The sequence below is a fragment of the Rufibacter roseolus genome, assembly GCF_017916365.1.
GTDB lineage: Bacteria > Bacteroidota > Bacteroidia > Cytophagales > Hymenobacteraceae > Nibribacter > Nibribacter roseolus.
This window is the reverse complement of the sequence record NZ_JAFMSU010000003.1, coordinates 913,816-934,779: the sequence shown is the minus strand read 5'-3', so window position 1 is coordinate 934,779 and position 20,964 is coordinate 913,816. Positions and strand designations below refer to the sequence as shown.

The following is a 20,964-nucleotide window of genomic DNA, read 5'->3' as shown; positions in this document are numbered from 1 at the left end:
TACATTTCCGTAAAGCTTTTGGTGCTTCAAGTTTATAGGAATGGTTTTATTATCAACAAAGTGATTGGGCCTCCTGCATCAAACCATCATTCCCACTTTGCCATCCTTATCTATTCTCTCTTTGTCATCCTGAAAGGATCTGGTGGGCAAACAGTAGTAGGTCTGCCGCAAAGCTGATGTAATGTCTACAAACCTCCTGCGTTTCAAGCCTTCTTTGACCTAAATAGGCTTGAAACGGCAATACTTTTAAATATCATATTGCCCAACCTAACCAGAGAATCCCCTGGTATCAGCGCCGATAGGTGAGATTTGTAACCCGAGGCTGTACCTTTGCGTGCCCTTAAGCAAGCCGGAATAGATGAGGCTGCGCGGGCATTGCATTATGATTGTAAGAGAAAGAGAAAATTGGTTTAAGATGCTCTTCGTCTGGAAGGGCTCTGTGTTGCCGGCCATTCTTCCCAGGTTGGGCTTGCTGCTGCTCATCTCGGTGGCGGTGGTGTTTGTGCAGGGACGACTGTTTGAGTACAAAATCCCGCTGAACCCGGCGGCGTTTACTTTGCTGGGGGTGGCACTGGCCATTTTCCTGGGCTTCCGGAACAACGCCAGCTACGAGCGTTTCTGGGAAGGCCGCAAGCTCTGGGGTGCCTTGCTTATTGATACCCGCTCACTCACCCGCCAGGCCCTCACCATGACCGGCCTCCCGGCAGATTCGCCCGAGGTGCTTTCCTTTGTGCGCCTGCTCATCGCCTTTACCTACGCGCTCAAACACCAGCTGCGCAGGACAGATCCTACTGAAGATTTTCAGCGGCTGCTCCCGCAAGAGTTAGTACTGAGACTGGCGAAAGCCCGTTTCAAACCTATTTTACTCCTGAGGGAAATGGGACAGTGGGTGCAGGCCGGGAAAGAGGCGGGGCGCATAGATTCCATCACGCAGGCAGCCATTGACCATAACCTAAACCAGCTTTCCAACATTGTGGGCGGTTGCGAGCGGATTGCCAGCACGCCCATTCCGTACACCTACAGCGTGCTGCTGCACCGCACCGTGTACCTGTACTGTTTCCTGCTGCCGTTTGGGCTGGTAGACAGCATCGGGTGGATGACGCCGCTCATGGTGGTGTTTGTGGGCTACACCTTCATGGCCCTGGAATCTATTGTGACCGAGATTGAAGAACCCTTCGGCACCGAGCCCAATGACTTAGCTTTGAACACCATCAGCCAGACCATTGAGGCCTCGCTCTTGGAGATGGCAGGCCAGGAAATACCCAAGGCCCTGAAGCCTAAAAAGAAATTTATCCTGGATTGACATCCGATTAGTCATTGCCAAAAACGAAATCCCCCGCTTCAGGCCTGTTTTAGAGAAAACAGGCCTGAAGCGGGGGATTTGCATCTGATAGAGCAATTAATGGTTCCAGGAACCGAATTTGCCTGCCTGGTAATCGGCGTACGCTTGGTGGATCTCGGCTTGGGTGTTCATCACGAAGGGACCCTGCGCCACCACCGGTTCATTGAATGGCACGGCGTGCCCGAAGAGCAAAATGCTGTCCTCCGTGGCTTCAATGGTCAGCTCCGGAGCATCGTTGTTGAATTCTACCAGGTTTCTGAACGGTACTTCTTGGCCATTCACGGTGAGGGTTCCTTTGATGATGTAGAAGAAGATGTTCCGCTCGGCGGGTACCTGCAGGCTCAGTTTTCCGCCCGGCTGGAAGTACACGGTGCTCAGTACGATGTCTGACAAGGTTTCAAAAGCGCCTTTATGCCCGTCCCAGATGCCGGAGACCAGGTTCACGGTTACTTTGCCTTCGTCCAGGGTGAAGGAGGGAATGCTCTCCTGCTGCAGACCTTCGTAGCGGGGCTCGGTCATCTTGAACCTGGCCGGCAGGTTCACCCACAGCTGCAGGATCTCCAAAGGGCCGCCCGTTTTCTTGAAATCTGAGGAAGAGACCTCGGCGTGGATGAGGCCCTTGCCGGCGGTCATCCACTGCACGCCACCCGCGGTGATCACGCTCTCATGCCCGCCTGAGTCTTTGTGCATGATATCGCCCTCCAGGATGAACGTCACGGTTTCCATGCCCCGGTGCGGGTGCGGCCCAAAGGGCAATCCGCGGTTATTGGGCTTGTAGACCTGGTGCCCGTGGTGGTTCAGGAACAAAAACGGATCTATCTGCTGCACGCTGCGCGAGGGCAGGGGCGAGTACGTGACCAGATCCGCGATGGGCGAGTACTCGGCTTTATGGATTCTCTTGATGCTTCTCATGTGGGTTCCTTCAATTTCCTGCTATATACGCAAACCGCTTGGGATAAGGCCCGGATTGCCGCTTACCTGCGGGAAAGCAGCCTACGCCTGCAGCAGATGCTTTTCTATGGCCAGGGCCACGCCGTCTTCAATGCTGGGGGCGGTGACTTCCTTGGCGGCGGCTTTGGCCTCTGGGCGGGCGTTCCCTACGGCGATGCCCAGTCCCACAGCACCCAACATCTCCACATCGTTGTAATTGTCCCCGAACGCCATGACCGACTCCAGCCCGAAATCATAGTGTTTTTTCAAAAGCAGCTCCAAAGCGGTGGCCTTAGAAATAGTCTTCGGGGCGATTTCCAGGTAGCGGTCGTTGGAGCGGTAGATGTGCAACTGCTCCCCGAACTTGGGGTTCAGTGCTTCCCAGAGCGTTTGGATTTCCTCGGCGGCGCCCATGCACATGACCTTGTGCGCCCCGGTAGACTCGGCTTGCCAGGTTTGCAAAACTTCCTGGGTAGAGGAGATGGTAGGCGTCACTTTGGTGTGCTTGATCTCGCGCTGGGTCCACTGGTCATCCTGCGGCGCGTGCCAGTCATCGTTCTGGTATAGACTCACGTTGATGCTGGTGCCCTGGGCCAACTGGGCAATCTCCAGGCACACCGAGGCCGGAATCTGCACGGTGTCCAGCACGCGGGGCTCCTGGGTGGAGTCATCGTAGAGCAGCACGTAACCGCCGTTGAAGCAGATCATAGGGTGGTGCAGAATGCCCAGTTGTTCCTGCAGATGGCGCACAGCGCTGGGCATTCTAGCCGAGGCCATGATAAAGGGCAGGTTTTTATCTAAGCGTTGAATGGTGTCAATGGTTCTTTGGGAAAGCTCCCGGTCACTGTTAAGCAGCGTTCCGTCAATATCGGAGCAAATGGCGCGGATGTTCATGCGGTAAGGAATGCGGTTGTTTGTTCCTCCAAAGGTACGGCAGGCAGCGGGGAAAGGAGGAAAGTTTTCTGAATCGTTTTGGGCCTGTTTTTAGGAAAATCAGGCAGAAAGAACGAGATGGTGGAAAAGAGGAAATGCGTGCAAAAGACAAGGCATGCCTTGTCTCTACAAAATTAACCAACATTGAGCGGTAGTACATTAGAAGAAAATCCCCCCTGGGAAGGGCAGGGGTGGGTACAGGCATTTCAGACCCGTTTTCAGAAAATGGCCCCTAAACACCTGCCTATTCCACTTCGACTCAAAACTCAAGACTCAGAACTCAGGACTCGCAATTATGCCTCCCGTTTCTCCAGTCCCAGAATCTCCCGAAAAGTTTCTTTACCGGGTTTTAAGTGCTTCAGGTTTTCAATAAGCAGGATGGACCGGTCTATGCGGAGTTGGGAGCTTTTCACCGCCGCTACGTGCTGGATGATGTAGCGCTGCATGCCGGGTTTTAGTTGGTCAAAACGGACTTTGCCTTCGTCATCCTGCCGGAAGAGTTCGGTGAGTTCCTCCGGCACGGGCGTGCCGTACTGGCTTTCGTCTTTTTCTAAAGTTACGGTGACCGGACTGCCTTCTTTCAGACCCAGTTGTTTCAGGCGCTGTTTGGTCAGCGTGATGTAGCCTAGGCCCTGACCCAGCGCCACTATGCCGCCCTGGTAAGTGAGCGCGTTGTTCACCGTGACTAGCAGCCGCACGTTGAACTTGCCGCCCAGTTTCTGCACCACCTCCGCCGGAATCTCCAGGTAATGGGTGCCCATGAGGTACTCTAGTTTACCAATATGAGTGTTGAAGTGGATGGGAGGCATGGTGAGAGAAGTAGGATTTGAGTGTTGATATTTGGTTATAGTCCCGTTTTAACAATGGCTAACCTGTTGACTGGAGCATGGCTTATGCACTTTGATAGCACAAGTATTTTCTATTAATAATTTGGAATTATCCCCGCTTCAAATTCCTCAATGTATTCTTTGGAGAAGCCCTTTGTTACAGGCATTAGCCAAACTGATTCCAGTACTTCCCCTTTTTTGAACATATGCCCATAGCCGTTAACCGTCTCGCCATTCAGATCAAAGGTGAACATTGCTGAAATTTCTTCCTCGTCGGATGAAAATGTCTTTAGTTTCAGCTTTGCTGGATTAATGCTGTGTTTCTTGAGCATACTTTCCAGTGCGTTGGAGTATGCGTCCGCAATAGCCAAAGTGTCAACTGTAATTTTGGAGTCTAGGAAGGTAGTAAGCCTGTCATTTTTTCCATCAGAGTAGAGCTTCATCTCTTTATAAAACCACTTTGCTGACGCGGGAATTTCCGAAGTTCGTAAAGTGAGTTTCTCAGGGCTGTCGAACTGCACCTCACCAATGGTCTGTGTAACCCAATCTGTGTTCAGAATTTCCTCATCTGTAGGTTGTGAGACTGCCCAGTAAAGAGCGAGTATACCTACAGCGAAAAGTCCAGTTGCTGAGGCGATTTTTAAACCTTTGCTTTTGTCTTTCATGAGATAATAAATACCTGCACCCATCAGAGCTCCAGCACCGCCAAAAAGGGCGGCATACAGAAATTCCGTTTTATCATCTGGTGCCAGAGCATCTGCCAGATTGTATCCAAAAATCATCGGGATTACCAGAAATACTCCCCACCAAGTCTGTTCTTCTTTATTCATTACTTATTTGTGCCAACTAGAATATAAAAAGATATTCATTCCAGTTATCCGTTCTTTAGAATAGATAACCAGAATGAATTCAGGAGGATTTTACAAGATAAACGCCTACTTCCTAAACGCCTTGAACTGCTTGATCAGGCCATTGGTGGAAGAGTCATGGGAGGTGATTTCCTCGTCTGAGGTCAGTTCCGGCAGGATTTGCTTGGCTAGTTGCTTGCCTAGTTCCACGCCCCATTGGTCGAAGCTGTAGACGTTCCAGATCACACCCTGCACGAAGATCTTGTGCTCGTACATGGCCAGGAGGCTGCCCAGGGTTCTTGGGTCCAGTTGTTTGAACAGGATGGAGTTGGTTGGCCGGTTGCCTTCAAAAACCTTGAACGCTTTCAGGGTCTGGATCTCCTCTTCAGAGCAGCTCAGGCGGTGCATCTCGTCAACGACCTGCGCCTCGTCCTTGCCGTTCATCAGGGCCTCGGTCTGCGCGAAGAAGTTGGCCATGAGTTTAGGATGATGGTCGCCGATGGGGTTGTGGCTGATGGCCGGGGCCAGGAAATCACAAGGGATGAGTTTGGTGCCCTGGTGGATCAACTGGTAGAACGCGTGCTGGCCGTTGGTGCCCGGCTCGCCCCAGATAATAGGACCCGTCTGGTAACTTACCGGCTGGCCGTTGCGGTCTACGTACTTGCCGTTGCTCTCCATATCGCCCTGCTGGAAATACGCCGCGAAACGGTGCATGTACTGATCATAGGGCAGCAGCGCGTGCGACTGGGCGTCAAAGAAGTTGTTGTACCAGATGCCCAGCAACGCCAGGATCACGGGCAGGTTCTGCTCCAGTGGTGCTTTGCGGAAGTGGTTGTCCATGGCGTGGGCGCCGGCCAGCAACTCCCGGAAGTTCTCGTACCCCACGGTGCAGGCGATAGACAACCCGATGGCCGACCACAAGGAATAACGGCCGCCAACCCAATCCCAGAACCCGAACATGTTCTGCGTGTCAATCCCGAACTCAGATACGGCTTTAGCATTGGTAGACAGCGCCACGAAATGCTTCTTGATGTGCTCCTCGTCTTTGGCATTCTCCAGGAACCAGTCGCGCGCACTGTGGGCGTTGGTCATGGTTTCCTGGGTGGTGAACGTCTTGGACGCGATCATAAAGAGCGTAGTCTCCGGGTTTATCTTTTTCAGCGTCTCGGCAATGTGCGTGCCGTCCACGTTGGAGACAAAATAGGTGGTGATGTTGGGTTTCTGGTAGGCTTTCAGGGCCTCGGTGACCATTACCGGGCCCAGGTCAGAACCACCGATGCCTATGTTCACAATGGTGTCAATCGGCTTGCCGGTATAGCCTTTCCAGGCGCCGCTGATGACCTCGTTAGAGAATTTCTCTACTTGTTCCAGCACCCGGTTCACCTCGGGCATCACGTCTTTGCCGTCTTCCAGAATGGGCGTGTTAGACAGGTTGCGCAGAGCCACGTGCAGCACTGAGCGGTTCTCGGTGAAGTTGATTTTCTCACCGGTGAACATGGCCTCAATGGCATCGGGAAGGCCGCACTCCTGCGCCAGTTCCACTAGGAGAGCGCGGGTTTCCTCCGTGATTCTGTTTTTGGAGTAGTCTAGCAGAATATCCTCAAAAGTGACGCTGAACTTCTCAAACCGTTGCGGGTCCTGCGCGAAGGCATCTTTCAGGTGGTTGTCTTTGGTTTGCGCGTAATGCTGCGTCAGTTTGGCCCAGGCCTGGGTGCTTGTAGGATCTATGGATGGAAACATGCGTGTGTCTTTAGTACAACTCTATAGAGAGCGAAGTTAGGAATTGTGACGACTTTAGGAAAATGCGTTTTGCAAAAGCACCCCGGCAGACCAAAGCGGCCCAAAGTTGTTTTAAGCCCGATTTTCCAAAACAAGGCCCAAAACAGAGAGCGTTACTGCACCCCCTGTTGGATGAGCCTATCGGCGAAGGCCTCGTCTTTCCAAGCCGATAAGCGGGTGGGTTGCCGCGGATTCACGTTGAGGTACCATTGCTCCAGAATCTTCTTGACCGCTGGGTAACGGGCCGAGAAATCACTGAAGGAGTTGGGCGAGATGGTCTGCTCACTGGGCCGCGCCGGCACCGCCACCACCAGGTTCCTCAGTTCGCCTTCGCTTTCCAGGATCATCACGCCCACCGGCAGAATCTCCAGCACCGTACCCGGTTCTTTCTGGTTGCACAGAATCACCACCGGCAGCGGACCCGCCTGCTTGCCATCCACAGAATCAATCAGCGTGGACGGAATAAAACCCTCGTTGCCGGGGTATGGCAGAAACTCCAGCTTGCGGGGCTGCCCGGCCTCCAGTTGCGGCACAAACTTTTTCTCCTGCGCATCATACACCTGCGGCATGGTGGAGCCTGAGGGCGTTTCCACCACCGCCTGCCAGTGCTTGGTCTCGGTGATGGCCGGGAGTTCACGGTAATTGGGTTTACAACTGAGGCAGAGAAATGCCAGGAGAAGCAGCGGAAGCGGCCAATAAGTAGTTATGGTAAAGGGCATGGTGGTAGCAGGAAGTGGCGGCGTTATAAGCCTGTTTTCTGTAAGATAGCTAAAAAACGGATTCTTTCCAGCAGAACCAGAAATCTCCCTTTTTAGACTCTCCTGCCCATTCTCCCAACCACTCATTCACTCAATCTTTCATCCACTCATTCACTCATTTACTACTGCAGTTCGTCCAGCAATCGGAAGGGGTTAAGTCTTTGCAGATTCAACGAGTACCTGATGCTGTTTCTAAATTCTTTGAAGTTTCTGGGGAGGTCTGAGGTGTAGTTGCTGCCCGCCACCGGAAAGTAAATCTGGAGTGCGTTCCGGAAAAAGGAAAGCTGCAGACCCGTGCCATAGAACAGTTTATCCTGCTCCTGCACGCGGCCCAGGTCCAGGTACATGGCGAAGGGCGTCACCGGTAAATCGGCGGTGAGGTTGAGGGCGGCCAGCCATTCCTGGCTCACTACGGGCACCCCGTTGCGGAAACCACCGTCCTGCCGATCGGTCTGCCGGATGGCCGCGGGGCCGCCCGATGAGGTGGTGGGCATCTCGGTGCGGTTAAAGAACGGCGTCTGCTTCAGGAAATCGGGGCTGCCGGCCAGACCCAAGTAGAACGGGCTGTTCAATTGGTCGTTGTTGGTTATGAACCCCGCAAAAGCCCGTAGCCTGATTTCTTTATCGGGCCGGTACTTGTGCCAGTTATCCAGAGAAAGCCTGAGCCTAAGCGGCCGGAAAGTCGTGCGCCCCTCGTCTGTTAAGGAAATAGGCGAAGTGGAAATAGCTTGGTATTGGAATAGGGTGGCATCCAGGTTTACTTGGGTACCGCTCACCGCATTTTTGGTAGAGAGTTGATAGGCTACTCGGGGTGCCTGGAAATCGGGAAACAAGTCATCCTTCACAAAATGCCAGCTCAGGGAAAGCTGCTGGCGGAATGTGCTGGGGCCGTGCAATCGGTTGTAAAACGTTAAACTAGGCGCGATGCTGTGGAAGTTAGCAAACCGCTGGCCCAGCACACCCAGTTCCAACTTCCGCAGAAAGCCTTGCGCCGGAATCCTGAACTTGACATCGGCCAGGCCAGTCAGACGATTGCTCCCCAACCCGTACATCGGCATGATCACGTAATTGAGTTTATGTTCCGTAAGAAACGAGTTGTAAAAGGCAGCCCCCAGTTGGAAACCATCAAGAGTGTTATACCCCAGCGATGGAGCCACGAAGATTTGTTTCTGGTCTATCCGGTCTGCGCTGAGAAAAGGCTGAAATCGTATCGGCTCACTTTTCGTAAAAAGACGGCCTAAACGGTACTGGTTATCGCGGCGGTCCAGCTCCGGGAATATATACTCAGGATCTAACACAACGCGGTCAATACCTGAATTTGTGAAGGTGACAGTCTGTTCTTTTTCGCCCGGCTTAGTCCAATGCGATTCCAGCGTTTTTCCCCTAGCGTCCAGCGCGGTTACTTGTATGGGTAAAGCTAGTTTGCCGGTGTGCCGCACGGTTGCCTGGGTAGATCCACCGGAAGAGGTAACGGTTTGGAGGTGCGCATCCGGGATGGCGGTGGAAGGCAGAAGGTCCCTGAAAAACCAATCCAGCTTTTCGCCCGTGGATCTCTCCAGCACGGCTTGCAGGTCCTCGGGGTAGGGATGCTTGAACTGCCATTGGCGGTAATAGGTGTGCATGGCGCTGTCAAAGTGGGCGGTGCCCAAGTACTTCTCCAGGTACTGGAACAGCTGCGCTGTTTTGAGGTAAACGACAGTGCCGTAGTTGAGCATCCTGAACTGAGTCGCCGGGGCGGTCACCGGTTGGTCCAAGCCGCGGCTGGCCGAGGATAAATAGGCTGGGTTGTCAATGGCGGCCGGGGGCAGATCATCCACCCCGAAAAACTTCCCGAAGGCATTCTGGTTCACCTCGCTGGAGACCATGCCCGCATACGGGTTGCGTCGCGCCTTTGTCCGGAACTCGTAGTAAGAATTGATGCCCTCGTCCAGCCAAGGATGCGCGCGCTCGTTGCTGCCCAGGATGCCGTAAAACCAGTTATGACCCACCTCGTGGATAATGGCCTCCGGCTCCGTCACCGTTACCATGGGGTATTCCATGCCTTCGCCGGCGCTCAAAGCTGCGTCTACCGCGGTAACTTGGGAGTAAGGGTAATCGCCCAGCCACAGGGAATAGGAGTACACGGCATCGTTGATCTCGTGCGCCCTTTCAACCCATTGCTCGGCCTCCCGGTTCGTGAACAGCAGCCAGGTGGTCACGGCGCGTTTGGAGTAAGGCAGCGTGACCTGACTTTTGAGCACGTTGAAGCGTTTATCGGCGAACCACGCGAAATCATGGATGCGGTCTTGTTTGTAGCGCAGGGTTTTGGTTTTGCCTGAAGAGACCGGGAAATCCAGGTCGGTATTGTCAAACGACTTTCGGTTACCAGTAAGTTGGGCCAGGCTATCCATGCGGGCGCGCTCAGCGGGGTTCTGCAGTTCGCCGGTGGCACCCACCGTGTAGTTGGCCGGCAGCGTGATGCGCACATCAAACGACCCGAACTCCGAATAGAACTCGCCCTGGTCCAGGTACGGCATCGGGTGCCAGCCTTTCTGGTCAAACACCGCCGGTTTTGGGTACCACTGCGAAATCTGGTAAGACTGCCCTACGTGTCCCAATCTGGAAAAAGATTCCGGCAGCTTCACCTGGAACGGCGTGCTGATGGTAATGCGCTCGCCCGGCACCAGCGGCTGGTTCAAGGTAATCTTCGCGATGTCCGGGTTTTGGGCATCCAGTTCCCACTTTACGTTTTGGCCATTTATTTTAAAATCCAGCCCTGAAATAGCCCCGCGTCCTTCCTTTTTAGAAAAGTAGAATTCGTCCTCATCATTCAAGAGTTGCTGCTTCGCAAAAGCGGTGCTTCGGTCCTGGTAAGCATTGGGCCACAGGTGGAAGTACAGAAACGTGAGCGTCTCTGGTGAGTGGTTCTCGTACTCAATCTGCTCGGTGGCGGTGAGCGTGTGCCGTTCATCATCCAGCGTCACGTCTATGGTATAGTGCACCTCCTGCTGCCAGTATTTCTTCTGAGCGAAGGTGAAAATCGGAAATAAAAGCAAAAAGGGGAGAATAAGCCGAAGGCGCATGGACAGAATCAAGGATTTAGCTGAAAAGTACGATTTTCCCGGAATAACGCCGGACTTCTGCCGGAAAGCTTCTGCAAACTTGCCCCGTAGATTATGTTTTGCCAGCGTAACCACTTATTTTAGATGTTTATAGGCTTCTTTTCTGAAAACAAGTCTGAAACGAAAGCTTCTTTTTAAGCCTCGGTTTCACCCTTTACCCATTCCGCTCTTACTCTTGAATTTACCTCTACCAAACATGAACCTTTACCAAAAATGGGCCGCGGCATTGTCGCTAGTGGCGCTTACCCAGGTAACGCACGCCCAAACCCCTAACCTGCACGCCCAGATTGACCAACTCGCGAATAAACTGGAGCCCAAAGTCATCCAGTGGCGCCGCGATTTCCACCAGAACCCCGAGCTCAGCAACCGCGAGGTGAAAACCGCCGAGAAAATCGCCAAACACCTCAAGAGCCTGGGGCTGGAAGTGAAAACCGGAGTGGCCAAAACCGGCGTCATCGGTATCTTGAAAGGCGGACAGCCCGGTCCCGTGGTGGCCCTCCGCGCCGATATGGATGCCCTGCCGGTGACCGAGCGCAACAGCCTGCCTTTCGCCTCTAAAGTGCGCACCACCTTCAACAACCAGGAAGTGGGCGTGATGCACGCCTGCGGCCACGACACGCACGTAGCCATGCTCATGGGCGCCGCCGAGATCCTGGCCCAAAACAAAAAAGATATCAAAGGCACCGTAAAATTCATCTTCCAACCCGCTGAGGAAGGTGCTCCTGCCGGCGAGGAAGGCGGCGCGGATGTGATGGTGGCCCAGGGTGCTTTGGAGAACCCCAAGGTAGATGCCATCTTCGGACTGCATATCAACTCCGCCACGGAGGTGGGCACCCTCAAATACCGTCCGCAGGGCACCATGGCCAGCTCCGATAACTTCAAGATCAAGGTGAAAGGCCGCCAGGCACACGGCGCCTACCCTTGGATGAGTGTGGATCCCATTGTGGTATCGGCGCAGATCATCAACGGCATCCAGACCATTGTGAGCCGACAGATGGAACTCACCAACGAGGCCGCCGTGATTACGGTAGGCGCCATCCACGGCGGGGTAAGAACCAACATCATCCCCGAGGAGGTGGAAATGATCGGTACCATCCGGGCCCTGGACCCCAAAATGCAGGACCAACTCCACGAGAAACTACGCCGCACCGCCGAAATGATTGCCGCCAGCGCCGGTGCCACCGCCACGGTGGAGATCGTGAAGAACACGCCCATCACCTATAACCACGAAGCCCTCACAGCGCACATGCTGCCCGTGTTACACACCGTGGCCGGCCAGCAAAATGTGGTGCTCACCAAAGCCGTGACCGGCGCCGAGGACTTCGCCTACTACCAGCAGAAAGTACCGGGCGTATTCGTCTTCGTGGGCGGCATGACCAAAGGCCAGGACCCTACCAAGATCCCAGCCCACCACACCCCAGACTTCATGATTGACGAAAGCGGCCTGAAATTAGGTGTCCGCACCCTGGCGTATCTGGCCGTTGATTACCTGAACAACCCATTGAAGAAGTAAGGAACTTCTGTATCTATTCAGCACGCATTTCGTCCCCCTTTGAAGGGGGGAGGGGGATGACTACTCATGCAGAGCATTGCATTCTTGAGTATTGGTAGGGGCAATCCCTTGTGGTTGCCCTAGCTCCAATTCCAAAGCTTTCGCCATCTTGATAATGCTTTGTCATCCCCCTACCCCCAAAGGGGGACGAAAAAGAACCTCAGAAACCTACATAACTAGTGCCCCGTTTTGAAGCTGTTTTTCAAAAAGCAGCCTTGAAACGGGGTTTTTCTGTTTTTAAGGTATCAAGTAAGTTTGATAGATTCCTTACAAAACATGCCTTAGTCAATTACACCTTTGGTTGTTTCTAAGCAAGGATTCTCCCCTTGAGGGGAGCGGAGAGGGGTGTTTACACCTGCCGGTCCACGCATTGATGATTATTCATTGCTGCCCAAAAGAGAAGTCACCTTTGTGATTAACTCTGGAATGCGTGCTCTCCTTTGTAAACACCCCTCTTTATCTCCCCTCAAGGGGAGAATCTGCGTTTAAGAACTGCCTTTTACAGCAAGCCTTCTCTGTTCCTAAAAGCGGCTGTTCCTGAACCAACTGCACCTTAGGTCGTACCTGTTTAGAGCCTCTTTTCGCAGAAGAAGCCTTAAAACAGCAGCGTATGCCACAGCAGGTCAGTGATTTCATAGTAGAACGTCTCCATCAATGGGGCGTAGACCGCATCTTCGGGTATCCCGGCGATGGCATCAACGGCGTCATGGGCGCTTTGGACCGCGCCGAAGACAAGGTGAAGTTCATCCAGGTACGGCACGAGGAAGTGGCCTCGCTCATGGCCTGCGCGCACGCCAAGTTCACCGGCGAAGTGGGCGTTTGTCTGGCTACTTCGGGTCCGGGCGCGATCCATTTGCTTAACGGATTGTACGATGCCAAACTGGACCATCAGCCAGTGGTGGCCTTGGTGGGACAGAAAGCCCGTACCGCGTTAGGCGGGCACAGCCAACAGGAAGTAGATTTGTTGACTCTGTTCAAGGATGTGGCCAGCGAGTTTGTGCAAGTGGCCATGGAGCCCAGCCAGGTGCGGCATCTTATTGACCGAGCCTTCCGCATTGCCAAAGACCAGCGCACCGTTACCTGCGTCATCCTCCCCAGCGATCTGCAGGAACTGGAGTACCAAGAACCGGAGCATAAGCATGGCACCGTGCACTCGGGCATCGGGTATCTGCCGCCGCGCGTGCTGCCCCGCGACGAGGACTTGCAGAAAGCCGCCGAGGTGCTGAATGCAGGCAAAAGAGTAGCCATCCTGATTGGGGCCGGAGCCAAAGATGCTGCCCCGGAAGTAACCCAAGTGGCCGAAGTTTTAGGTGCCGGGGTGGCCAAAGCGTACCTCGGCAAAGCCGCCCTGCCCGATGATCTGCCGTTTGTGACCGGCGCCATCGGGTTTTTCGGGACGGAGGCCAGCCACCAGATGATGGCCCACTGCGACACCCTGCTCATGGTCGGGTCAAGCTTCCCGTACGCCGAGTTCCTGCCCCAGGAAGGCCAGGCCCGCGGGGTGCAGATTGACCTGGATGGCCGCATGCTCAGCATCCGTTACCCCATGGAAGTGCCGCTCATCGGGGACAGTGCCGAGACCCTGCGCGCGCTCCTGCCGCTCCTGCAAAAGAAAGAAGACCGATCTTGGCGCCAGACCATTGAACAGAACATCCGGAAATGGGAAGAACAATTAGCCCAGGAAGCCAGCCACCCGGCCAAGCCCGTGAACCCGCGCCTGGTGTTCCAAAAGCTGTCACCACGCCTGCCAGATAAAGTCATCCTGGCTGCGGATTCGGGTTCCTCCTCCAGTTGGACGGCGCAATACCTCAAAATAAGGGAGGGCATGAAGTTCTCCGTTTCTGGTACGCTGGCGACCATGGGCTGCGCTTTACCCTACGCTTTGGCGGCCAAATTCGCCTTCCCAGATCGGGTGGCTTTTGCCCTGGTAGGCGATGGTGCCATGCAGATGGGCAGTACCGAGGAACTGTTGACCATCCAGAAATACTACCGTCAATGGGCTGATCCGCGCCTGATTGTGCTGGTACTCAATAACCGCGACCTCAATTTCGTGACCTGGGAACAGCGCATGAACGAGGGCAACCCCAAGTTCGATGATTCCCAAGTATTGCCTGATTTCAATTACGCCGCCTACGCCGAGAGCATCGGGTTAATAGGTATCCGGATTGAACGACCAGACCAGATAGACGCCGCCTGGGAAACCGCCTTAAACGCAGACCGCCCCGTGGTCATTGACGCGCTTACTGATTCTGAGATCATGCCCATCACCCCGCAGGTGGCCGCCAACTTCGCGGAGAACATCGCGGAGGCTATTGAGAAAGGAGACACCGCCGCCGAGCAGCGCCTAGAGGAACCTTTTAAAGGAGCCGTGGAAGGGGCGAAAGATAAGGAAGAATAGCAGGTTCGTTAAGGGCTTGTTTTTGGGAAACAGGCCCTTAACAATTCCTGCAAACGTTGAAGAAGTAGGTTTGCTCTATCTACTGGAAAGGAACTGTAAAGTAGTCTATTAGATTTTTACTCATCTGGGAAGCACTGAGGTCCGATAGCTCCTCCGCCATATTCCAAAACAATATTGTCTTTGTAAAATAGGTAAGTGCATCCGTTGTTGTATTCAGGTATGGACTCCTCCTTTAAGTTAGATTGGAAGATTCTATAGAAGTACTTTCCCATTCCGCTCCTGGCAAAACCGATCACTGTTTGTTCCCCATTTTCTAGGGAGACACAGTTGGCGTTACTTAGGAGCGTCTTAACCTTTGTAAGTGTAGTACTGTCCCAGCCTAGGATCCCCAATGTTTCTGTTAAGTCTTTTGATCTGTCAGCTAAGTTCCACTTTTCGGCGACTAACTTGGTCCTACCCGATGTTTGTTTTTTGTAAATCCTCAGATCTATGCTTTCTTCGGTGCTTACAATTACATTTTTGGGGTTGAATTCAATATAGACAATCAAGCTATCAGGCACCAGTCCTGAGAATTCCTTTCTTAGTTTAAGAATGTTGTCATGGTTCTTTTGAAGGTTGCTTATTAATTCAGCCTTGCTACTTCTGGGCATGGAAAACATGAAAAGCAAGAACTCTTTGCTCTCTTGGTTTCCCTTTTTGTACATCTTTAAGAGTTCTTTCTTTTTTCCAGGAGGTAAATCTTTTGAAATTACCTGTAGCAGAGAGTCTTTGTCTATGTTCTTATTGAACTTTTGGGCATTGATCTGTTGGAAACTTAGAATGGCCATGGCAAAGAGCAGCACTCTTATAATTGTCATAAAATAAAATGCTAGTTGTTTATTTTTCTTGCTAGACTTTGTAAGAGAGAACCTAACAGAATGACGCCTTTTTACACAATGGACTTGCTCTAAACAATGATGTTGCGGCTAGTCCACCTCTTTGTTTATAAACACATTGATTAAACTGTTATTGATCTGATTAGAAAGGACGATTCTATCCAATGGTTCTCTATCTGCAATATGGTTCTTCCTGTAAATAACTACTGTGTTTTCCTTCGCATCAAAAATTAAGGTATGGATGGTGGAAGTAGCTTTATCAGGTGCTTTCATACCGTAATTCTGTGTTAACATTGATATCCTCAAGGCTCCGTGAAGTGCTTCCTTTCTGCTATAATTCTTCCTTGATCTGCTGAACCCAGCCGCCACAATAGCCAAAGCATATCGTTGGCAGCTTGCTTCCATCACAGAGTCTATAGTAGAGGAGATCTTTAAGCCATGGGACTTTCGCTGTAAGTTAGATTGGAAAGCCAGTTGGCTGATTTCATCATTAAGCTTTGCAAGTACCATGGAGTCTGTTGGTAAGAGTAGATCCCCCAAATTATAAGCTTGTTTTTTAGAGACAAGTATGGAGTCAAGTAGCCTTACTGACTCCTGTGATAATGAAGCATTGATTATTCCTTTGTTCTGCTTTTCAATAATACGCAAGATGGAAACTGGTTTGAAATATCCTACGCTGTTCAATTCTTGAAGATGATCTGTCTTTACAGTTTGTCCCAAAGATTTAAATGAAATTATAAGAGCAAAAAGTAACGTGCAGAGAAGGAGATTATGAATGTTGATTTTCATGTAAGAATGTTATAAGCCAAAAAGCTATGCGTTAAGGCAAACTACTGTTTAAGTTTTGGTTCCATACAAACAGTTGCCTAGGTTAAGTGGGGGCTAGTTGGCTTTTTTAGTCAACCAATTCAATCATTACCTTATCAATGCGTTTTCCACTTTCCTTGTCAAAGGTTAGCAAGGTTTCTCGCTTCGTTTCAATTTTGATGGGTACTCCTGGGTAATAGAAGTATTCATATTTGTTGAGGTCCGTAATATCGAACTTAGCGGTTTTCATGGCCGCTTTCACCTCTTTTTCCTTTAGCCCCATCTTGTTGAGCACAAGAGTCACAATTTCTTTGGTATCCTTGGGGTTGAGCTTTAGTTGCTGTACAAGAACACAACGGCTTTCCTCTGAGTCAAAGCTCTCAATAGATAGTTTTCCTTTAGCCTTTATAGGATTCCCACCAAACATATTAGGAAGCTCATCATCGTATTCAACTGTTTTTGAGGTAGGAAACATTGCCCCAAAAGGGAAGTGTAAGTACTGCAATTCATTGAGGACAAACTGTTCCACTGCCTCTTTTGAATTGAATGCGGTAATCATAGGTTGCAGCCTTTTCTCCAGATCGGCCTTTGAAATAGAGTTGTCTGCTGCTTTTACCTCTATCATGTCTGTAAACATGCTTTTCATCATGTCAGCCACTTGTTGCCAGTTCTCAACTTCCACAAACTGGCCGGTTTCTGTGGTTTTATAAATGATTTCTGTTAAATCATATTTCGCGAACTTCTCCTGCAAAGCTTCCGGGATGTCATAGGTACTAGCAACATTGTTCTTATAACTCCACTTAATTAGGTAAGAACTTTCTGTAGAGTCTATGACTTCAAAATTGACAACGTATTGAGACGAGTCGTTTTGGGCCAAGGTGCCATTCTTCCATTGTTGCTTTAGTTTGGTCACCTTAAACTTGTAGACATCGCCTTTCTCCCAATAAGCAACAAAGGATATTTCAGGCTGTTCTTTTTGGGCTAAGGCAAGGAATTGTACTAGAATGAAAATAGATAGGAGTAGAAGTTTTTTCATTAAAGAAATGGCTAATAGTTTCTATTCGATAAATTATTGGGATAGATAATTCTAGGTATAAGAATAATTTGCGGAATAAAGACTTAAGTCGATTGCTGCTAAAAATGGCTTTATGCTAGTGGTGTAAAGATAAAGGAAAGATTTCCAAAGAATTCAATGGGAGACATTGCTGTAATAATTTATATTTGGGTAATAAACATAAAGTTTTGATGAAGGTTTAGGAAGAAAGAACGAGATGGCTCTTTAGAAATATACCCTTACTACATTCTTTATTCCTCAACCCTTTAGGCCTTCCGCCCTTAAAATTCCTTTTCCCGATTGGGCGGCGTACTTTTGTGTTTTCAAGCTGGTTTCACAGAATCGGCCGCTAAACAAAAGAGACCTAATGCTTTCCCATAAATCGTTTTTCTTCTTTCTCACTTCTTTTCTGGGTTTGTCGCTCATCAGTAGTGCACAAACCGCCGGGGCACAAGCTCAGATCGACCAACTCGCGAATAAGGTTGAACCCAAAATCATCCAGTGGCGGCGGGAGTTGCACCAGAATCCCGAGTTGGGCAATTTTGAGGTGAAGACCGCCGAGAAAATCGCGAAGCACCTGAAGGCCCTTGGACTGGAAGTGAAAACCGGCGTGGCCAGAACCGGCGTAGTAGCCATTTTAAGAGGTGGTCAGCCCGGACCCGTTGTGGCTTTGCGTGCCGATATGGATGCCTTGCCCGTGGTGGAGAACAACACGCATAACCTGCCTTTTGCGTCAAAGGTGAAAACCACGTTTGAAGGACAGCAAGTGGGCGTGATGCATGCCTGCGGCCATGATGCGCACGTGGCCATGCTCATGGGGGCGGCCGAGGTGCTCAGCGGCATGAAAAAGGATATCAAGGGCACCATCAAATTCATCTTCCAGCCTGCTGAAGAAGGCTCGGCTCCCGGTCAGGTGGGCGGCGCGAAGTTGATGGTGCAGGAAGGTGTGCTGGAAAGCCCCAAAGTGGAGGCCATGTTCGGGCTGCATATTAGGTCAGACGTGGAGGTGGGTGCCATTACCTACCGGCCGCAGGGCATGATGGCGAGCTCCGATAACTTCAAGATTACCGTGAAAGGGCAGCAGTCGCACGGCGGAACACCCTGGATGGGCGTGGACCCGGTGGTGACCTCGGCGTATATCGTGACGGCGCTGCAAACCATCGTGAGCCGTCAAGTAGACGTGACCAACGCCGCGGCCATCGTGACGGTGGGCGCCATCAACGGCGGCGTTCGCGCCAACATCGTTCCCAGCCAGGTGGAGATGATCGGGACCATCCGGGCGCTGGACGTGCCCATGCAGCAGCAGATCCATGAGCGTTTAAAGAAAACCGCCACTAGCATTGCCACCGGCGCGGGCGCTACCGCCGAAGTTTCTATCCAGGAGATGACGCCGGTGACCTACAACCACGAGGCGCTCACTGCACACATGCTACCCTCGTTGCAGCGCGTGGCGGGCACCAGCCAGGTGAAACTCACCAAACCCGTGACCATTGCCGAAGACTTTGCCTATTTCCAGCAGAAAGTGCCGGGACTCTACCTGTTCCTGGGCGGTATGCCCAAAGGCGCAGACCCCGCCAAAGCTCCCGCGCACCATACCCCTGATTTTTACATCGAGGAAAGCGGCCTGAAACTTGGTGTGCGAGCCTTGGCCAACCTAGCCGTGGATTACCTGAACAATCCGTTGAAATAAGTTGTTTTGAAGCCACTTTAGGGAAAACAGCCTTAAAACGAAAATGCGTGATAACCCGCCCCTGCCCCTCCCATGAGAGATAGGGGTAGGTTCTACCTCCACAGAGAATTTTTACACATCAACCTCCATACCCAAAACAACTTTGAAACTAGCATTAGTGACCTACGAAGCCATCCACAGCTATGGCTCCTTGAGCGGCAGCGAAGACGGCGTCCTGATGGATTACCTCACCTCCAAAGGCATTGACATCACCCTGGAAGACTGGCACGACCCGGCTGTGAACTGGGAACAATATGACCTGGCGGTGTTTAAATCGCCGTGGGACTACTTCGATAAATTCCCGGAGTTCTGCGCCTGGCTGGACCGCATGGAAGCCCTGGGCATCCGCACGCTGAACCCTATCTCTACCATCCGCTGGAACGCCGACAAGCACTACCTGCTGGAGGTGGAGAAAGCCGGCCTGCCCATCGTGCCCACCGCCCTGCTAAAAAGAGGAACCGATGTATCTTTAGACCAGTACTTCAGCCAATTCCAGACTGATAAGCTTATCATCAAGCCCTGCGTGAGCGGCGGCGCGAAGAACACGTTCATTGTGTCTCAGGATGAGGTGGAAGAAGTAAAGCCCAAGCTAGAGGAATTGCTCAGAGCCGAGGATTACCTGGCGCAGCCGTTCATGCCGCAGATCCAGGAAGAAGGCGAGTGGTCGTTCCTGTTCTTCAACGGTCAGTACAGCCATTGCCTGCTCAAATCCGCCAAGGACGGCGATTTCAGAGTGCAACATTTCTTCGGGGGGACCATCCATCCGCAGGAAGCCCCGGCGCATTTGTTGGCGCAGGCCCAGACCATGGTAGACCAGTTCGCCGAGGGATGCCTGTACGCGCGCGTAGACGGTGTGGTGGTAGGCGAGGAGCTGCAACTGATGGAACTGGAGCTGATTGAGCCGTTCCTGTACCTGCACACCCATCCAGACTCGCTGGAGAACTATTACCACGCCCTGGTCCAGATGATGGAAGAGGTGCCTTCCTCGGTTTCTTAGTCCATTTCAGAAAATCGGGCTTAAAACAGAAACTCCTCCCTGGCACTGACCGGGGAGGAGTTTCTGTTTATATAGACTTTGCGGCGGTTAACCAAACAGGTTGATGCTCATGCCGCCGTCCACGGCAATGCACTGACCGGTGATGTACGCGGCAGCGGGCATGCACAGGAAAGCCACCGCCGAGGCCACATCCTCGGGGTTTCCGATGGTGCGGGTAGGGGTGCGGCTCAACACACTTTCCAGGTACTCCTGATTCTGCAGCACCTGATCCGCCAGCGGCGTTCTGATGTACCACGGTGCCACGCAGTTCACCCGGATGCCGTCCGGAGCCCACTCGCCCGCCAGGTTCTTGGAGAGCTGCACCAGCGCGGCTTTGGTCATGCCGTAGATGGCCCCGGTGCGCACGTGTCCCAGTCCCGCCACTGAAGACACGTTTACCACGTTGCCCTGTGGGGAGGCTTTCAGAAACGGATGCGCCAATCTGCATAGTTCAAACGCCGAGGTAAGATTCGTGTTGAGTAAGTAGCTGTATTCTTCGGGTGTGTAGTCGCCTATTTTCTTCCGGATGTTGGTGCCCACGTTGTTCACCAGGATGTCCAGCGTGCCCCAGGTGTTCTCCACCAGTTGCAGCAGGTTGTGGCGGTCGGCGGGTTGGCTTACATCGGCCACCATACCAGAGGCTTTCAGACCCCGGGCGCGCCAATCGGTTACTGCCTGGTTTACCTCCAGTTCCTTGCGGGCCACAATGAGTACCTCGGCCCCGAAGGAAAGCAACTCCTCGGCGATGGCGGCGCCTATGCCCTTGGTGCCTCCGGTAACCAGGGCCCGGCGGCCCTCTAAACTCCAACGGTTATTCTGCATGTACTTTTCGTTCATAAATGGATAGGAAGGTAAGTGTACGCAGAATTTGCCAGAACGGAAAACCCGTAGCCTTATGGGGTTAAGACGAAAGGTGTTTCAGATCCATTTCCTGGAAAATAGGCGTAAAAAAAGAAGGTTCACTATTGTCCATTTAAGCTTTTTAGCTAAATCTG

Annotated in this window: 16 protein-coding genes; 5 read left to right on the top strand and 11 right to left on the bottom strand. The window is 52.2% G+C overall.

Annotated features, from left to right (window positions below):
* Positions 1 to 358: 358 nt before the first annotated feature.
* Entirely contained in the window at positions 359 to 1,303 is a 945-nt protein-coding gene (locus tag J3P35_RS19655) for a bestrophin family protein (protein ID WP_317195408.1), read from the top strand.
* Positions 1,304 to 1,399: 96 nt separating this feature from the next.
* Here the strand turns inward: J3P35_RS19655 and J3P35_RS19650 are convergent, their stop codons facing one another.
* The 7 genes from J3P35_RS19650 to J3P35_RS19620 form a co-directional block, all read right to left on the bottom strand.
* A complete protein-coding gene (locus J3P35_RS19650) occupies positions 1,400 to 2,254 on the bottom strand; it encodes a pirin family protein (RefSeq protein ID WP_210466452.1) in 855 nt (284 codons plus the stop codon).
* 81 nt (positions 2,255 to 2,335) lie between these two features.
* Positions 2,336 to 3,166 carry a Cof-type HAD-IIB family hydrolase gene (locus tag J3P35_RS19645; RefSeq protein WP_210466451.1) on the bottom strand — a complete coding sequence of 277 codons (831 nt, stop codon included), beginning with the start codon at positions 3,164 to 3,166 and terminating at the stop codon, positions 2,336 to 2,338.
* 332 nt (positions 3,167 to 3,498) lie between these two features.
* Positions 3,499 to 4,014 (bottom strand): YdeI/OmpD-associated family protein, encoded by a 516-nt coding sequence (locus J3P35_RS19640; protein WP_210466450.1) that lies wholly within the window; start codon positions 4,012 to 4,014, stop codon positions 3,499 to 3,501.
* 113 nt (positions 4,015 to 4,127) lie between these two features.
* Complete coding sequence (locus J3P35_RS19635) at positions 4,128 to 4,862, bottom strand: hypothetical protein (RefSeq protein ID WP_210466449.1); 735 nt, start codon at positions 4,860 to 4,862, stop codon at positions 4,128 to 4,130.
* Between the two features lie 105 nt (positions 4,863 to 4,967).
* Positions 4,968 to 6,620, bottom strand: coding sequence for a glucose-6-phosphate isomerase (pgi, locus tag J3P35_RS19630; protein WP_210466448.1), 1,653 nt, complete (start codon positions 6,618 to 6,620; stop codon positions 4,968 to 4,970).
* 152 nt (positions 6,621 to 6,772) lie between these two features.
* Positions 6,773 to 7,378: an inorganic diphosphatase gene (locus tag J3P35_RS19625; protein WP_210466447.1), complete on the bottom strand. Its 606-nt coding sequence runs from the start codon at positions 7,376 to 7,378 to the stop codon at positions 6,773 to 6,775.
* 161 nt (positions 7,379 to 7,539) lie between these two features.
* Positions 7,540 to 10,452, bottom strand: coding sequence for a M1 family metallopeptidase (locus J3P35_RS19620; RefSeq protein ID WP_210466446.1), 2,913 nt, complete (start codon positions 10,450 to 10,452; stop codon positions 7,540 to 7,542).
* A 262-nt stretch (positions 10,453 to 10,714) separates the two neighbouring features.
* On the opposite strand from J3P35_RS19620, the gene J3P35_RS19615 reads away from it, so the two are divergent.
* Positions 10,715 to 12,031 carry an amidohydrolase gene (locus J3P35_RS19615; RefSeq protein ID WP_210466445.1) on the top strand — a complete coding sequence of 439 codons (1,317 nt, stop codon included), beginning with the start codon at positions 10,715 to 10,717 and terminating at the stop codon, positions 12,029 to 12,031.
* 649 nt (positions 12,032 to 12,680) lie between these two features.
* A complete protein-coding gene (locus J3P35_RS19610; protein ID WP_210466444.1) occupies positions 12,681 to 14,468 on the top strand; it encodes a thiamine pyrophosphate-requiring protein in 1,788 nt (595 codons plus the stop codon).
* A gap of 116 nt (positions 14,469 to 14,584) precedes the next feature.
* Here J3P35_RS19610 and J3P35_RS19605 read toward each other — a convergent pair whose 3' ends face one another.
* The 3 genes from J3P35_RS19605 to J3P35_RS19595 all read right to left on the bottom strand — a co-directional run bounded on the left by J3P35_RS19605 (position 14,585) and on the right by J3P35_RS19595 (position 17,186).
* Positions 14,585 to 15,325, bottom strand: a complete 741-nt coding sequence (locus J3P35_RS19605; protein WP_210466443.1) for a hypothetical protein — start codon at positions 15,323 to 15,325, stop codon at positions 14,585 to 14,587.
* A gap of 108 nt (positions 15,326 to 15,433) precedes the next feature.
* Positions 15,434 to 16,132, bottom strand: a complete 699-nt coding sequence (locus J3P35_RS19600; protein WP_210466442.1) for a hypothetical protein — start codon at positions 16,130 to 16,132, stop codon at positions 15,434 to 15,436.
* A 106-nt stretch (positions 16,133 to 16,238) separates the two neighbouring features.
* A complete protein-coding gene (locus J3P35_RS19595) occupies positions 16,239 to 17,186 on the bottom strand; it encodes a hypothetical protein (RefSeq protein ID WP_210466441.1) in 948 nt (315 codons plus the stop codon).
* Between the two features lie 385 nt (positions 17,187 to 17,571).
* Here J3P35_RS19595 and J3P35_RS19590 point away from each other — a divergent pair, with 385 nt between their 5' ends.
* Together J3P35_RS19590 and J3P35_RS19585 are read left to right on the top strand one after the other, a co-directional pair.
* Positions 17,572 to 18,894: an amidohydrolase gene (locus J3P35_RS19590; RefSeq protein ID WP_210466440.1), complete on the top strand. Its 1,323-nt coding sequence runs from the start codon at positions 17,572 to 17,574 to the stop codon at positions 18,892 to 18,894.
* 142 nt (positions 18,895 to 19,036) lie between these two features.
* Positions 19,037 to 19,930 carry an ATP-grasp domain-containing protein gene (locus J3P35_RS19585; RefSeq protein ID WP_246850370.1) on the top strand — a complete coding sequence of 298 codons (894 nt, stop codon included), beginning with the start codon at positions 19,037 to 19,039 and terminating at the stop codon, positions 19,928 to 19,930.
* 87 nt (positions 19,931 to 20,017) lie between these two features.
* Here J3P35_RS19585 and J3P35_RS19580 read toward each other — a convergent pair whose 3' ends face one another.
* Positions 20,018 to 20,806: an SDR family oxidoreductase gene (locus J3P35_RS19580; RefSeq protein WP_246850368.1), complete on the bottom strand. Its 789-nt coding sequence runs from the start codon at positions 20,804 to 20,806 to the stop codon at positions 20,018 to 20,020.
* Positions 20,807 to 20,964 lie beyond the last annotated feature (158 nt).